Consider the following 12539-nt stretch of genomic DNA (forward strand, 5'->3'; position numbering starts at 1 on the left):
CCTAATCACCGGCCGCGGCGAGCACCAGAGCGGCCCGCCGACCGTTGCCGAAGCGCGCGATTCCGGGACGTCCGGCCCCTGTTCGGGCGTCCCGGTTGCCAATAGATTGGGGCTGGGGCAAGCCACCGGCTGAGAGGAAAGAACCATGTCGACTACTGCTGGAGCCGCGTCGCGGCTGGCCGCTGCGCTGGCCATCGTGCTCGGTACCACGGACATTCCGCTCCGGCTGCGCGCCTGGGACGGTTCGGAAGCCGGACCGGAGGGCGCCCCGCTGCTGGTGTTCCACTCACGCCGGGCGCTGCGGCGGATCCTCTTCTCGCCCGGCCAGCTGGGCCTGAGCCGGGCCTACGTCGCCGGCGAGATTGAGGCGCCCGGCGACATCTTTGCCAGTTTCGCCGCCCTCAGCTCGGCGGGGAAATTCGCCGAGCCCGGGCCGTTCCGGCGCCCCACCGTCCGGGAACTGGGGACCCTGGCCGCGGCCGCGGTGCGGCTCGGCGCGCTGGGACCGAACCCGGCCCCGCCCCCCGAGGAGGCCCGCGTGGCGCGCAAGGGCCGGCGGCATTCCCGCAGGCGCGACGCCGCCGCCATCTCGCACCACTACGACGTCGGGAACAGCTTCTACGCCCTCGTGCTTGGCCCGTCCCTGGTTTACTCCTGCGCGGTCTGGGACACTCCCGGGACGGGCCTGGACGCGGCGCAGGAAGCAAAACTTGATCTGGTCTGCCGCAAGCTCGGACTCCGGCCAGGCATGCGGGTGCTGGACGTTGGCTGCGGCTGGGGCAGCTTCGCCATCCACGCCGCTGAACGCTACGGGGCCGACGTCGTCGGCGTCACCCTGTCCGCCGAGCAGGCGGAACTGGCACGGAAACGGGTGGCGGAAGCAGGGCTGACGGACCGGGTCGAGATCCGGATCCAGGACTACCGCGACGTGTCGGACGGACCGTTCGATGCGATCAGCTCCATCGGCATGTCCGAGCATGTGGGCCGCGAACAGATCGGCCACTACGCCTCCCGGCTGCACGGGTTGCTCCGCCCCGGCGGCCGGCTGCTGAACCACGCCATCTCCTGGAACGCCGGACCGACCGACCCCGATCCGAACTCCTTCATCCCGCGTTACGTCTTCCCGGACGGCGAGATGCTCAGCCTCACCGAGATGATCGGCGCCCTGGAGGCCAGCGGCCTGGAAGTGCTCGACGTCGAGGCGTTGCGCCCGCACTACGCGCTGACCCTGCGGGCATGGGTGCAGAACCTGGAACGCCACTGGGACGAGGCCGTTCGGGCCAGCAGTCCGGGCCGGGCCCGGGTCTGGCGGCTCTATATGGCCGCCAGTGCGCTGGGATTCGAGGCCGGAACCACGGGAGTGAACCAGGTCCTGGTGCAGCGCGCCGGTGGCGCCGAACCCCCGCTGCGCCGGACCGCCTGGCTCTGATGACACCCGGACCGGCCGCCGCCGTCGCGGAGGGGCTCTCCGCAGCGGAGGCAGCCCGGCGGCTGGCGGCCGAGGGGCCGAACGAGCTTCCGACAGCGAAGCCGCGCAATCTCCTGCAGCAGAGCTGGGCCGTGATCCGCCAGCCCATGTTGCTCCTGCTGCTGGTCGCCGGGACCGTGAACTTCCTGCTGGCCGAACTGCTCGACGGCGTGCTGCTGATGTCCTTCGTCGTGGTGGTGATCGGTATTTCCATCTATCAGGAGCGCAAGACCGAGAACGCCCTCGCAGCCCTCCGGGATTTGTCCTCCCCGCGCGCACTCGTGGTCCGCGACGGGGAGCAGATACGCATCCCCGGGCGCGAGGTGGTGCGCGGGGACCTCGCCGTGCTCGCCGAAGGGGACCGGGTGCCGGCCGACGCGGTGCTGCTGGAGGCCCGCAACTTCGCGGCGGACGAATCCGCCCTGACCGGGGAGTCGGTCCCGGTCCGCAAGGTACCGGACGCGGCCCTTGCCGCGGCGGAGGCGCTGGGCCGGCCAGGCGGGGACGCGACGCCCTGGATCTTCTCCGGCACCCTGGTGGTGAAGGGCCACGGCCTGGCGCTGGTCAAGGCGACGGGAGCGGGCACCGAACTGGGCCGCATCGGCTCGGCCCTGCGCTCCATCGAACAGGAACCCACCCCGCTGCAACGGGAAATCGACCGGCTGGTCCGGTACGTGGCCGTGTTCGGCCTGGCGGCCGCCGCCGTCGTCGTGGTCGTGTACGGGCTGACCCGGGGGAACTGGCTGGAAGGACTGCTGGCCGGCATCGCGACCGCGATGGCGATGCTGCCCGAGGAGTTCCCGGTGGTGCTGACCGTGTTCCTGGCCCTCGGCGCGTGGCGGATGTCGCAAAAGCATGTGCTGACCCGGCGCTCGCCGGTGATCGAGGCCCTGGGTGCGGCGACCGTCATCTGCGTAGACAAGACCGGTACCCTGACCCTGAACAGCATGACCGTGCGCCAGCTGGTGGTCGGGGGACAGAGCTTCACCGTCGACGACCGGCCGCTGCCGGAGGCCTTCCACGCGATCGCTGAGTTCGGTGTGCTCGCCTCCCCGGTGGATCCTTTCGATCCGATGGACAAGGCCTTCAAAGCGGTGGGCGCGAAGTACCTCGCCGACAGCGAACACCTGCACGCCGACTGGGAACTGGTGCGGGAGTACCCGCTCTCCGAAGGCCTGCTGGCCCTCTCGCACGTCTGGCGCGCGCCCGACGGAAACCGCTACGTCGTGGCCGCCAAGGGTGCCCCGGAAGCGATTGCCAGGCTGTGCCGCCTGAACCCGGCCCAGCTTGCGGTCCTCACCTCCGAAGTCGAGACGGCCACCGCCGGCGGCCAACGGGTCCTCGCCGTGGCGCGCGCCGTGTTCGACCGGGCCGGGAGCCTGCCGGAATTCCAGCGTGATTTCGACTTTGAGTACCTCGGCCTCGTGGGCCTGAACGACCCGTTGCGGCCTGGCGCGGCCGACGCCGTCGCGGCCTGCGCGCGGGCGGGGGTCCGGACCGTGATGATCACCGGGGACTATCCCGGAACGGCTTTGGCGATCGCCCGCGAGATCGGCCTGGACCACGGCGCGGGCGTCATCACAGGCCCCGAGCTCGAGGCCATGGCGGATGATGAACTGGCCCGGCGCATCCGGACCGTCAGCGTGTTCGCACGGATGGTGCCGGAGCAGAAACTCCGGCTGATCCGTGCCCTCAAGGTCAACGGCGAGGTGGTCGGCATGACCGGCGACGGCGTCAACGACGCCCCGGCCCTGCGCGCGGCGGACATTGGCATCGCCATGGGCGCGCGCGGCACCGATGTGGCCCGCGAATCCGCGGACCTGGTCATCACCGACGACGATTTCAGTTCCATCGCGGGCGGCATCCGCCAGGGCCGCGGGATCTTCGACAACCTGCGCAAGGCGCTGGCGTACACCATCGCCGTCCACGTCCCGATCGTCGGCATGTCCCTGCTGCCGGTTTTCGTCAGCGAGTGGCCGCTGGTGCTGCTGCCGGTCCAGATCGCGTTCCTGGAACTCATCATCGACCCGGCGTGCTCCGTGGTCTTCGAAGCCGAGGAGATCGACCCGGCGATCATGGACCAGCCGCCGCGCAAGGCCGGCCAGGGCATCTTCGGCCGCCGGGTCCTGGTCATCGCCGCCTGCCAGGGGCTCGCCGTGCTGGCGGCCGTCGTCGGCGTCTACCTCTGGAGCATCGGCAGCGGGAAGGCGGACGACGTCGTCCGTTCGGTCTCCTTCGCCACCCTGGTCATCGGCAACCTGTCGCTGATCCTGGTGAACCGGTCCTGGCGGTTGCCGGTCTGGCGGACGTTCCGCGAGCGCCGGAACCGGACGTTGAAGTGGGTGGTCGGCGGTGCGGCGCTGTTCCTGGTGGTGCTGCTGAGCGTCCCGGGGCTGCGCGGCGCCTTCGACCTGGGGCCGCTGGGGCCGGGGGACTGGCTGCTGGCGCTCGTGGCCGGGGCCGCCGGGGTGGTCTGGTTCGAAATCTACAAGACCGTCCGCCGGCCCTGACGCTGCCTCCTTTCCTTGGACAGCGCCCCGGGGTAGCTTGATCCTCATGGCGCGGGAAGAAACGACGGTCTCCGTTGCGGGACCAGACGGCAGCAGGGAAGTCAGGATCTCCAGTCCCAGCAGGCTGCTGTGGCCCGAAGCGGGCCTGAGCAAGCTGGACCTGGCCCACTACATGGTCGCCGTCGGGGACGCATTCCTGGCCGCTAATGGCGGCCGCCCCATCACGTTGCAGCGGTTCTCCGGCGACGTCGACGGCGAGCAGTTCTTCTCGAAGAACCCGCCCAAAGGGGCCCCGGACTTCGTGCGGGCCGTGGACGTGGTCTATCCGAGCCGCCGGTCGCATCCCCAGCTGGTGATCGATGAGATAGCCGCCGCGGTGTGGGCGGTGCAGATGAACACTGTGGTCTTCCACCCGTGGGCGTCGCGGGCTGCGAACCCGAACAACCCGGACCAGCTGCGGATCGACCTTGACCCGCAGCCGGGCACCAGCTTCCGGGACGCCGTGCCGGCGGCCCAGGAACTGCGCAAGGTGCTGGCCGAAGCGGGGCTGACGGCCTTCATCAAGACCTCCGGCAACCGCGGGCTCCACGTCTTCGCACCGATCGAGCCCGCGCATGAGTTCCTCGAGGTGCGGCACGCTGTCATCGCCGCCGCGCGCGAACTCGAGCGCCGGATGCCGGAGCAGGTCACCACAGCGTGGTGGAAGGAGGAACGCGGCACGCGGGTGTTCATCGACTTCAACCAGGCCAACCGTGACCGCACCATGGCCGGGGCCTACAGCCCGCGGGCGCTGCCCGCCGCCACCGTATCCTGCCCGCTGGAATGGGACGAGCTGGACGGCGCGGACCCCAAGGACTTCACCGTCGCCACCGTTCCCGCCCGGCTCAAGGCCACCGGGGATCCGTGGGCGGACATGCATGCCAGCCCAGGCTCCATCGAGGCCCTGCTCGGGTGGTGGGAACGGGACGTGGCCGCGGGTCTCGGCGAGCTTCCCTTCCCGCCCGACTTCCCGAAAATGCCCGGCGAGCCGCCGCGGGTGCAGCCCAGCCGGGCCCGGAGCAAGGACTAGAAACGGACCCTCTTACTGGACCAGTTCGGGGTGGTGCAGCCTGGCCACCTCGGGGTGGGCGCGGAGCCAGCCCTTGAGCACGTTCGCCCCGTAGGAGGCGAGCATCGGGTTGTCCGGATCGTCCGAAAGCCCGCGGGACTGCGCCGCCAGGGCCGGCGGCAGCGGGACCGGATCGATGACGGCGTCCAGCCGCGGCGACCAGAAGAACGGAACCGTATAGCGGTCGACGCCGGGCGGCGGCGCCTGCACCCGGTGGATCGTCGCCGAGAGGTACCCCTGGGTCGCAACCTCCAGCATTTCGCCCAGGTTCACCACCAGGGCCCCTTCGAGCGGCGCCACCGGAATCCAGTCGTCGCTGCCGTGCGGCCGCACCTCCAGGCCGCCCACACGGTCCTGCAGCAGGAGGGTGACGAAGCCGTAGTCGGCGTGCGCACCGACGCCCTGGGTTCCGGCCGCCGGGACCACGCCGCCGACGTAGTGCGTGAGCTTGGCCATCCACGCGGGTGTCCCCTCGAAGGCGGCGGCGAAGTGGTCTTCCGGAAGGTCCAGCGAGACCGCGATCGCGCGCAGCAGTTCCGCGCCCACCACGCACATTCGGTCGGCCCAGGCCATGGCGACGGTGCGTAGCTCCGGGAGGGCCTTATCCGGCCAGAGGTTGGGCCCCTGGATCAGCCAGTACGGCTGCTCGGCCGGGTAGTCGCGCAGGGCGGGGCGCTCGGGACCGAAGTCCAGCTGTTCCCGTGCGTCCGGCCGTCCCTGCGTCACTTCGTGGCCGAGCCGCGTGTAGCCGCGGAAATGCGGCGACTTGCGGTTGTCCAGCGCCAGCCGGTCCGCTTCCGGAAGATTGAAAAACCGGCGCGTGACGTCGAAGAGCTCATCGACTTGCGCGCCGGTGGCGCCATAGCCGATCAACTGGAAGAAGCCCACCCGGTGGCTGGCGTCGCGGAGCTCGGCAACAAAGGCGGGGTTGAATGAACCGTCGTCGTTTCTCGCCGCACCCAGGTCCAACACCGGGATTGATTCGGTTCGAGTGTCCATCACTGCAAGGTAGCACCGGTACTTCAGCTATTGAAGGTGCCCGGAGTGGCGGCAGCAACGGGGCCGGAGCGGTGCAGCCGCTCCAGCGCGGCAGTGTCACGGCCAAACGAGATGAGCAGGAGCGCAAGCGCCACGAGGAGCGCCGTCGTGCCCGCCGCGGACGGGACACCCGGCGTCAGGGCCAGCAGCAGGGCAAAGGGCTGAAGTGCACCGATGGCCTTGCGGAGGGGCGACGGCGGAAGAGTCTTCTGCAGGCCCGGACGGAACCTGCCCGCGACGGCAAACGCGTAGTACATGAGTCCGATCAGGAGGACCCACGCCCCGGTGGACACCGCAGCGGCGCAGGACAGCACCAGGGTGAGCGCCGCATCGGTCTCGGTGTCCAGGCGCGCTCCCGCCGCGGACGCGGTCCCGGTCCGCCTCGCCACAGGACCGTCCAGGGCGTCGAGCGCGAAGGCTGCGGCGCCCAGGAAGACGAGGACCGCGGCGGGCGGTTGCCGGCCAAGGATGCCGGCGACCGTGAGGGCAGCGCAACACGCCACCAGCACGGCGCGGACCAGGGTGACGCGGTCGGCCGGCGTGCACACGCGGGGCTCCCGCAGCAGGATGGACCCGGCCGTACGGACGAGCACGGCGGCGCCGGCCCCGACGGCCAGGACACCGGCTGTGACGCCGGGGGAGCCAAGGGATGCGAGCCAGCTGCCGGCCCCGAGGTAGGCAGCCACGGCGGCGGTCACGTCGGCCGCCGCACGGCGCGGGAATCTGTGGGGCATGGTCACCTCGCCCCCAATGCTAACAACGCACTTCTCAGCTCGGGGGTCGGTCAGGGCGGCGGCGGACTGGCGGGCCGGCCGGCGAGGGCTGGCCGGCGTGCCGGGTCCAAGCCAGGCCGATGCCCGCCAGCGCAACTCCGGCACCCTCCGCAATGGCGCTGACCGTCTTCTCCGGGTACCAGACGGGCTCGTACATGGCCGGAAACGGGCCGAATGCGGGCAGGTCCACGTAGCGGTAGAACACGACGGCAGCGAAGGCGCTCAACGCCACGAGCAAGGCGAACGCATAGGCGGTCCTGCTGCCGCCCAGGAGGACGGCCAGGGCGGCGAGCGCCGCCGCCGCGGATTCGAGCAGGAAGAGGGTGCCCTGGCCGATACCCTGCGGGGATCCGGCCTGGTAGCCGGGTGCGAGATGGAGGTGGACCCCGGCGTCGATCAGCAGGGCCACGGCCGTCAGCGACCGCAGGGCCAGGTCCCGCCCCCGCGTCCCACTGCGGATCGGGACGTTCACTTGACCGTCAGCGTTCCGTGCATGCCGGGGTGGAAGGTGCAGTGATAGGCGTACGTTCCCGGCTTTGACGGCGCGGTGAAGGTGGCGGTGCCGCCGCTGCCCTTGACGTCGACGTCGAACGCCGGGCCGTCGTCCGCGGTGACCGTGTGCTCGGCGCTGTCCATGTTCGTCACGGTGACCTGCGCCCCGGCGGCGACGACCAGCGGCGTGCCGTACGCAAAGTCGCGCACGGTGATCGCCGCCGTCGACGCCGCCGCGGACGAACTGCCGGGCGGGCCGCCGGAGGCTCCGGAGCCCATCTGCATGCCCTCTGTCGCGGATGCGCTCGCCGGAGCCGTGCTCCCGCCTCCCGGGGCGCATCCCGCGGCACCCAGCAGGACCGCCGCGAGCAGCAGCGTGACGCGAACATTCCCGGTGTTCATAGCGCACCCTCTTAGACCTTGACGCGGCTGTGGACGTGAAGTTGCCTGCTTCAATTCTGCTCCCGTTACGGGCACATGGCGCCGGTGCGCCGGCGGGGTCTTCAGCCGAAATTCCCGGGCGCTCCGAGGGGGGCGTGGAGCGAACGACGGCCCGGCGCGACAGACCCGGTGAGGGTGCAGGGCTACTTGAAGGAGCCCTGCTTGCCCCCGGAAGCTACTTGGCCAGGCTGCCGGCTACCTGTATTTCCTCGGGGGTGCGTACTCAACGCACGGATGCCCCTACCCGACTTTTGGCCTCCCGAAAATCGGGTAGTTTCCTACGCTTGCTGCCTCCGGGCCACCGTGTCACGGTGGCTCCGGGAGGCGGCATGTCTTTGACCAACGCGATTGCAACGGGGCCCGGGAAATCGGAGAACATCATGCACAACTTGCCGGCAACAGCACCAGCCATATCGGTTCAGCTTTTTGGATCACTGGAAGTCCGCCGTGAGGGTGTGGCACTCACGGCCGCGGATCTGGGCGGCTGCAAGCCGCGGCACATTCTGGAAATTCTCCTGCTGAACCTGGGCACGCCGGTCTCCAAGACCCGGCTGATCGAAATCCTCTGGGGGCCAAGTGCCAGCGACGGGGCCGTGGCCACGCTGGAGAGCTATGTCAGCGGCATCCGCCGGGCAATCCAGCCGGGACAGACCAAAACGGGACCACTCCGGACCGCGAACAGCGGATACGTGCTCGATCCCGGCCTCGTGGACCTGGACCTCTCGCGCTTCCGCTGCCTGCTCAGCGCAGCTGACCTTGCCGCGCCGGCCAGGGCCTATCGGTTCCTGGTCGAAGCGCTGGAACTCTCCGCCAAGCCTCTCCTCGGTTTTGAACTCGTCGCCGACTGGGCCGACGAAGCCCGTACTCGTCACGCCGCCGAACGCGTGGCGGCCATGATCTCCGCCGCCGAGGCGGCAACGCTCCTGGGTCGTCACGACGACGGGATCCGCTGGGCGCAGTCGGCCGTCCGGCTGGAGCCGCTGAATGAACGGGCCTGGCTGGCCCTGGTGGCGGCGTATGAAATCGCGGGCCTCCCGGTCGAGGGCCTGTCCGCCTATGACCGTTGCCGCCGCCTCTTCAGCCGCGACCTGGCCTGCTCTCCGGGACCGGCCCTGCAGGCGGCGCACCTCCGGCTGCTGCGGCGGCGCGCGGAGTCGGATACGGGGCTCTCCGAGGTGCTGGCGGCCCTCCTGTTGCTGTGGGATCGGCTGCACGTGGCGGGACCGCAGAGTCCGGCGGTCGATGACCGGCTAGGTGAGAACGCCGGACGGATCCTGGATTCCTTCCTGCAGCGGGTCCGGACCACGGCCTGATCGATCAGGGCGGCGCTGCGCGCCGGAGTCCGGGCGGCATGGCGCACTGCGGTGCCCCGGTGCCACGGTGCCCCGGTCCTACCTTCGTGCCGGCGCCGTCAGGCGGCCTTGACCACGGGGAGTTCGTCCCAGTGGGTTGTGTAGCGCGGGGAGAGCATGTCGCGCTTCATCGTCCAGTCGGGGCCGCCGCGGATTCCGGCGTGGCCCAGTCCGATGGAGCCCCGGCCGTACTTCCGGCTGACCTCCTCCAGCAGCGTGCCGATGCCGCGCTCCTCATGCGGGTTCTCGAACACGGCCAGCGGGGCCTGGTTGGCTGTCGGGCGCAGGTCGGTCACCATGATGCCGGCCCGCGCATACTTGACGCCGTCGTCGATCCGGGGGAGCAGGGCGTAGGCAGCCCTGGCCAGCAGCACCGGGTCCGCGGTGGGCATCGGCAGCGAAACGCACACCGAGGGGTGCGAACTGTCCCGGGGGTTGTAGTGGGATGTGGCGGCAAAAGCAGTCAGGACTTTGGCCTGCAGGCCGTGCCGGGCGAGCCGGGCGCTGGCCTGTTGCGCGTAGATCCCGAGGACCTGGCGCATTCCGGCCGGTGTGCTGATCGGCGTCGCGAACGACCTGCTGAAGATCAGCTGGTCGCGGCCGATGCGTTCCTCTTCGAGCGGGATGCAGGGCGTCCCCCGCAGTTCCAGGACCGTGCGCATGAGCACCACCGAGAAACGGTCCCTGATCCGGACCGGGTCCGCCCTGGCAAGGTCAAGCACGGTATGGATCCCCAGCGCGTTCAGCCGTTTGGTCAGGCGCGTGGAAACGCCCCAGAGCTCGATCACGGACAGGCCGGCCATGAGACGTTCCTGCCGGTCGGCGGGAACGGAATCCCAGTGGCAGACGCCGTCGAACGCCGGGTTGTGTTTGGCCCACTTGTTGGCCAGTTTCGCCAGGGTCTTGGTCCCGGCAATGCCGACGCACACCGGAACACCGACGTTCCGCCGGACCGCCGTCTTCATGGCCTGCCCCAGCAGCAGCAGTTCCTCCGGGTTTCCGCGCACGCCCAGGAAGGCCTCGTCAATGCTGTAGACCTCCAGCCAGGCCGAATACCGGCCCAGGAGTTCCATCACCCGCGCGCTGATGTCGCCATAGAGCTCGTAATTGCTGGACTTGGCCACGAGCCCCCACTCCTTGGCCCGCGGGGCGAGTTTGAACCACGGTTCCCCGAGCGGGATGCCGAGGGCCTTTGCCTCGGGCGAACGGGTGACGGCGCAACCATCGTTGTTGGACAGCACGACCATCGGTCTGCCTTCCAGTGAGGGATCAAACGCGCGTTCGGCGCTGGCATAGAAGCAGTTCACATCCACGAGGGCAATACTGCCGCCGGGCCGGGCCTCAGGCATGGGGCTCAGACATTGGTCTCAGACATGGTGCAGGCACCGGGTGGCGACGCCCCAGATGACCAGGTCGGAGAGGGCGGGGACCCGGATGTCGGGGTAGCGCGGGTTGTCCGCCTGCAGGACCACGCCTGACGGGGTGACGCGGAGGCGCTTGACGGTGAGTTCGCCGTCGAGGACGGCGACGACGACGCACCCGTCGCGCGGCTCGAGCGCCCGGTTGACGATCAACTCGTCCCCGTCGCTGATGCCGGCGCCCTCCATCGAGTCCCCTGACACCCGCACGACGTAGGTGCTGGTGATGTCCTTGATCAGGTGCTCGTTGAGGTCGATCCTGCCGTCAAAGTAGTCCTGCGCCGGCGACGGATAGCCGGCGGCGACCGCCACCGGCGAGACCAAGACCGACAGCAGGGAAGTGCCCGCATCTATCACGCGGGGCCCGATGATTACGCCCACAACACACCCTTTTTCGAATATACGTTCGAATTAAAGTGTAGCCCCGGGGGCTGACATTTGACCGATCCTGCTGAAGGTTCCGGCCGGACGTGCGGGCACGGGCCCGGGAGGAGGGGTCTGGGGGATCAGGCGGCCTCGTACGGGGTGCCGAACAGCGTGACTCCCCATTCCGGGTTGTGCAGCACAATGCCGCTTTCCCGGCGCGCAAACTGAAGCGGAGCCTGAAGGTATCGCTTCATCCGTGCTTGTTCCTGGTCCCACGGGAAGTTGCACGTGCCCACAAAGCTTTCCAGTGTCCGCGGGTCCGGTGTGATTGTTTCGCCGGCAATGCCGACCCTGACCACGTACGAAGCGCAGCGGATCCGCACTGTCATCAGTGCGTGGCCACCCACGCTGCTGAACCTTACGGCGTAGTCGCCGGAACTCAGTCCCGGACCCCGGGGCACAGAGGCCGGCATCATCGAGCCTGAAGTGAAGTACTGGCACTCAAGGGGCCCGTTGGCCGCGGCGACCCCGGCATGCTGCGGCAGGCATTCATCTGCACCGTGCCGGGCGGGGGCTGGCGGAACGGGCGGCGCCGGCGCCAGGGTCATGCCCGGCGACAGTCCGGCTCCCGTCCCGGCCGCGGCCGAGGCTGCCGGCAGCTTGGTCAGTGCTGGCTCGCCGGCCGGCTCCGCCGGCGGAGCCGAACCGCAGCCCGCCGTCACCGCCCCAATGACGAGGCACGCCACGGACAGCAGCGTCGGCGTCATGCGTTGTCGACAGCGTGCGTTTCCCCCGGGCGCGGCCATGATCCGAACACTAGGGGGCCGGGGGCGTCGCGGCAAGTACCCGCCGGGCCAAGCCGGCGGTCGCTGTTCCCGGCGTTATTCGAACCTCGACGGATCGCCCATGCCGTGGCGGACGACCTCGGCGACGCCGCTGGAGAAATCAATGACGGTTGTCGGCTCGGCTCCGCAGTCCCCGGAGTCAATGACGGCGTCCACCACATGGTCCAGCCTCTCCTTGATTTCCCAGCCCTGGGTCAGCGGCTCTTCCTCGTCCGGGAGCAGCAGCGTGCTGGAGAGTAATGGCTCGCCGAGTTCGGCCAGCAGCGCCTGGACCACCTTGTTGTCCGGGATGCGCACACCGACCGTCTTTTTCTTGGGGTGCAGCAGCCGCTTCGGCACTTCCTTGGTAGCGGGCAGGATGAAGGTGTAGCTGCCCGGCGTCACGGCCTTGATGCTGCGGAACACGTCGTTGTCGATCTGGACAAACTGGCCGAGCTGGGCAAAGTCCTTGCAGACCAGAGTGAAGTGGTGCTTGTCGTCCAGGTGCCGGATGGCGCGGATCCTGTCCAGCGCGTCCCGGTTTCCCAGCTGTGCGCCGAGGGCGTAGCAGGAGTCGGTCGGGTAGGCGATCAGGCCGCCGGACTTGACCATCTCCACCACCTGCGTGATGGATCGCGGCTGCGGGTTGTCGGGGTGCACATCGAAATATCTCGCCATGGCACGAGCTTACGCCCGCGGCTGGCCCGCGCGGCGCGGCAGCTCCGGCCGTCGACGGCCCCGGCTTGTGC

Annotated in this window: 12 protein-coding genes; 4 read left to right on the forward strand and 8 right to left on the reverse strand. The window is 69.6% G+C overall.

Annotated elements, in window-relative coordinates:
* Nucleotides 1-145 precede the first annotated feature (145 nt).
* Genes AC1DBD_RS12635 through ligD form a run of 3 tightly spaced genes read left to right on the forward strand, consistent with a single transcriptional unit; the run spans nucleotide 146 to nucleotide 5047 of the window.
* Nucleotides 146-1429 carry a class I SAM-dependent methyltransferase gene (locus AC1DBD_RS12635; protein WP_441418635.1) on the forward strand — a complete coding sequence of 428 codons (1284 nt, stop codon included), beginning with the start codon at nucleotides 146-148 and terminating at the stop codon, nucleotides 1427-1429.
* Complete coding sequence (locus AC1DBD_RS12640; RefSeq protein WP_441418636.1) at nucleotides 1429-3978, forward strand: cation-translocating P-type ATPase; 2550 nt, start codon at nucleotides 1429-1431, stop codon at nucleotides 3976-3978. The genes AC1DBD_RS12635 and AC1DBD_RS12640 overlap by 1 nt, the downstream gene beginning before the upstream one ends.
* Nucleotides 3979-4024: 46 nt before the next feature.
* Entirely contained in the window at nucleotides 4025-5047 is a 1023-nt protein-coding gene (gene ligD, locus AC1DBD_RS12645) for a non-homologous end-joining DNA ligase (protein ID WP_476892616.1), read from the forward strand.
* A gap of 12 nt (nucleotides 5048-5059) precedes the next feature.
* Here the strand turns inward: ligD and AC1DBD_RS12650 are convergent, their stop codons facing one another.
* From AC1DBD_RS12650 to AC1DBD_RS12665, 4 genes are read right to left on the reverse strand one after another with little or no spacing between them, the layout of a single operon-like run.
* Complete coding sequence (locus tag AC1DBD_RS12650; RefSeq protein WP_476982246.1) at nucleotides 5060-6085, reverse strand: isopenicillin N synthase family dioxygenase; 1026 nt, start codon at nucleotides 6083-6085, stop codon at nucleotides 5060-5062.
* 23 nt (nucleotides 6086-6108) lie between these two features.
* Nucleotides 6109-6858, reverse strand: a complete 750-nt coding sequence (locus AC1DBD_RS12655; RefSeq protein WP_476982247.1) for a CDP-alcohol phosphatidyltransferase family protein — start codon at nucleotides 6856-6858, stop codon at nucleotides 6109-6111.
* A 34-nt stretch (nucleotides 6859-6892) separates the two neighbouring features.
* Nucleotides 6893-7369 (reverse strand): hypothetical protein, encoded by a 477-nt coding sequence (locus AC1DBD_RS12660; RefSeq protein ID WP_476982248.1) that lies wholly within the window; start codon nucleotides 7367-7369, stop codon nucleotides 6893-6895.
* On the reverse strand, nucleotides 7366-7791 hold the full coding sequence (locus tag AC1DBD_RS12665; RefSeq protein ID WP_476982249.1) for a cupredoxin domain-containing protein: 426 nt from the start codon (nucleotides 7789-7791) through the stop codon (nucleotides 7366-7368). Before AC1DBD_RS12665 ends, AC1DBD_RS12660 begins: the two co-directional genes overlap by 4 nt.
* Before the next feature lie 494 nt (nucleotides 7792-8285).
* Between AC1DBD_RS12665 and AC1DBD_RS12670 the strand changes: the two genes are divergently transcribed.
* On the forward strand, nucleotides 8286-9143 hold the full coding sequence (locus tag AC1DBD_RS12670; protein ID WP_476982250.1) for an AfsR/SARP family transcriptional regulator: 858 nt from the start codon (nucleotides 8286-8288) through the stop codon (nucleotides 9141-9143).
* A 98-nt stretch (nucleotides 9144-9241) separates the two neighbouring features.
* Here the strand turns inward: AC1DBD_RS12670 and AC1DBD_RS12675 are convergent, their stop codons facing one another.
* From AC1DBD_RS12675 to AC1DBD_RS12690, 4 genes are all read right to left on the reverse strand, one after another.
* A complete protein-coding gene (locus tag AC1DBD_RS12675; protein ID WP_476982251.1) occupies nucleotides 9242-10531 on the reverse strand; it encodes a Y-family DNA polymerase in 1290 nt (429 codons plus the stop codon).
* An 18-nt stretch (nucleotides 10532-10549) separates the two neighbouring features.
* Nucleotides 10550-10981: a LexA family protein gene (locus tag AC1DBD_RS12680; RefSeq protein ID WP_441418644.1), complete on the reverse strand. Its 432-nt coding sequence runs from the start codon at nucleotides 10979-10981 to the stop codon at nucleotides 10550-10552.
* 125 nt (nucleotides 10982-11106) lie between these two features.
* A complete protein-coding gene (locus tag AC1DBD_RS12685) occupies nucleotides 11107-11733 on the reverse strand; it encodes a hypothetical protein (protein ID WP_441418645.1) in 627 nt (208 codons plus the stop codon).
* A gap of 114 nt (nucleotides 11734-11847) precedes the next feature.
* Nucleotides 11848-12468 (reverse strand): L-threonylcarbamoyladenylate synthase, encoded by a 621-nt coding sequence (locus tag AC1DBD_RS12690; RefSeq protein ID WP_441418646.1) that lies wholly within the window; start codon nucleotides 12466-12468, stop codon nucleotides 11848-11850.
* Nucleotides 12469-12539: the final 71 nt, after the last annotated feature.

Source organism: Arthrobacter sp. 10T419, from assembly GCF_056394105.1.

What these genes read in the sequence shown, in the direction of transcription:
- AC1DBD_RS12635 (WP_441418635.1), top strand. Translation starts at nt 146, where the DNA reads ATGTCGACTACTGCTGGAGCCGCGTCGCGGCTGGCCGCTGCGCTGGCC.
- AC1DBD_RS12640 (WP_441418636.1), top strand. Translation starts at nt 1,429, where the DNA reads ATGACACCCGGACCGGCCGCCGCCGTCGCGGAGGGGCTCTCCGCAGCG.
- ligD (WP_476892616.1), top strand. Translation starts at nt 4,025, where the DNA reads ATGGCGCGGGAAGAAACGACGGTCTCCGTTGCGGGACCAGACGGCAGC.
- AC1DBD_RS12650 (WP_476982246.1), bottom strand. Translation starts at nt 6,085, where the DNA reads ATGGACACTCGAACCGAATCAATCCCGGTGTTGGACCTGGGTGCGGCG.
- AC1DBD_RS12655 (WP_476982247.1), bottom strand. Translation starts at nt 6,858, where the DNA reads ATGCCCCACAGATTCCCGCGCCGTGCGGCGGCCGACGTGACCGCCGCC.
- AC1DBD_RS12665 (WP_476982249.1), bottom strand. Translation starts at nt 7,791, where the DNA reads ATGAACACCGGGAATGTTCGCGTCACGCTGCTGCTCGCGGCGGTCCTG.
- AC1DBD_RS12675 (WP_476982251.1), bottom strand. Translation starts at nt 10,531, where the DNA reads ATGCCTGAGGCCCGGCCCGGCGGCAGTATTGCCCTCGTGGATGTGAAC.
- AC1DBD_RS12685 (WP_441418645.1), bottom strand. Translation starts at nt 11,733, where the DNA reads ATGACGCCGACGCTGCTGTCCGTGGCGTGCCTCGTCATTGGGGCGGTG.
- AC1DBD_RS12690 (WP_441418646.1), bottom strand. Translation starts at nt 12,468, where the DNA reads ATGGCGAGATATTTCGATGTGCACCCCGACAACCCGCAGCCGCGATCC.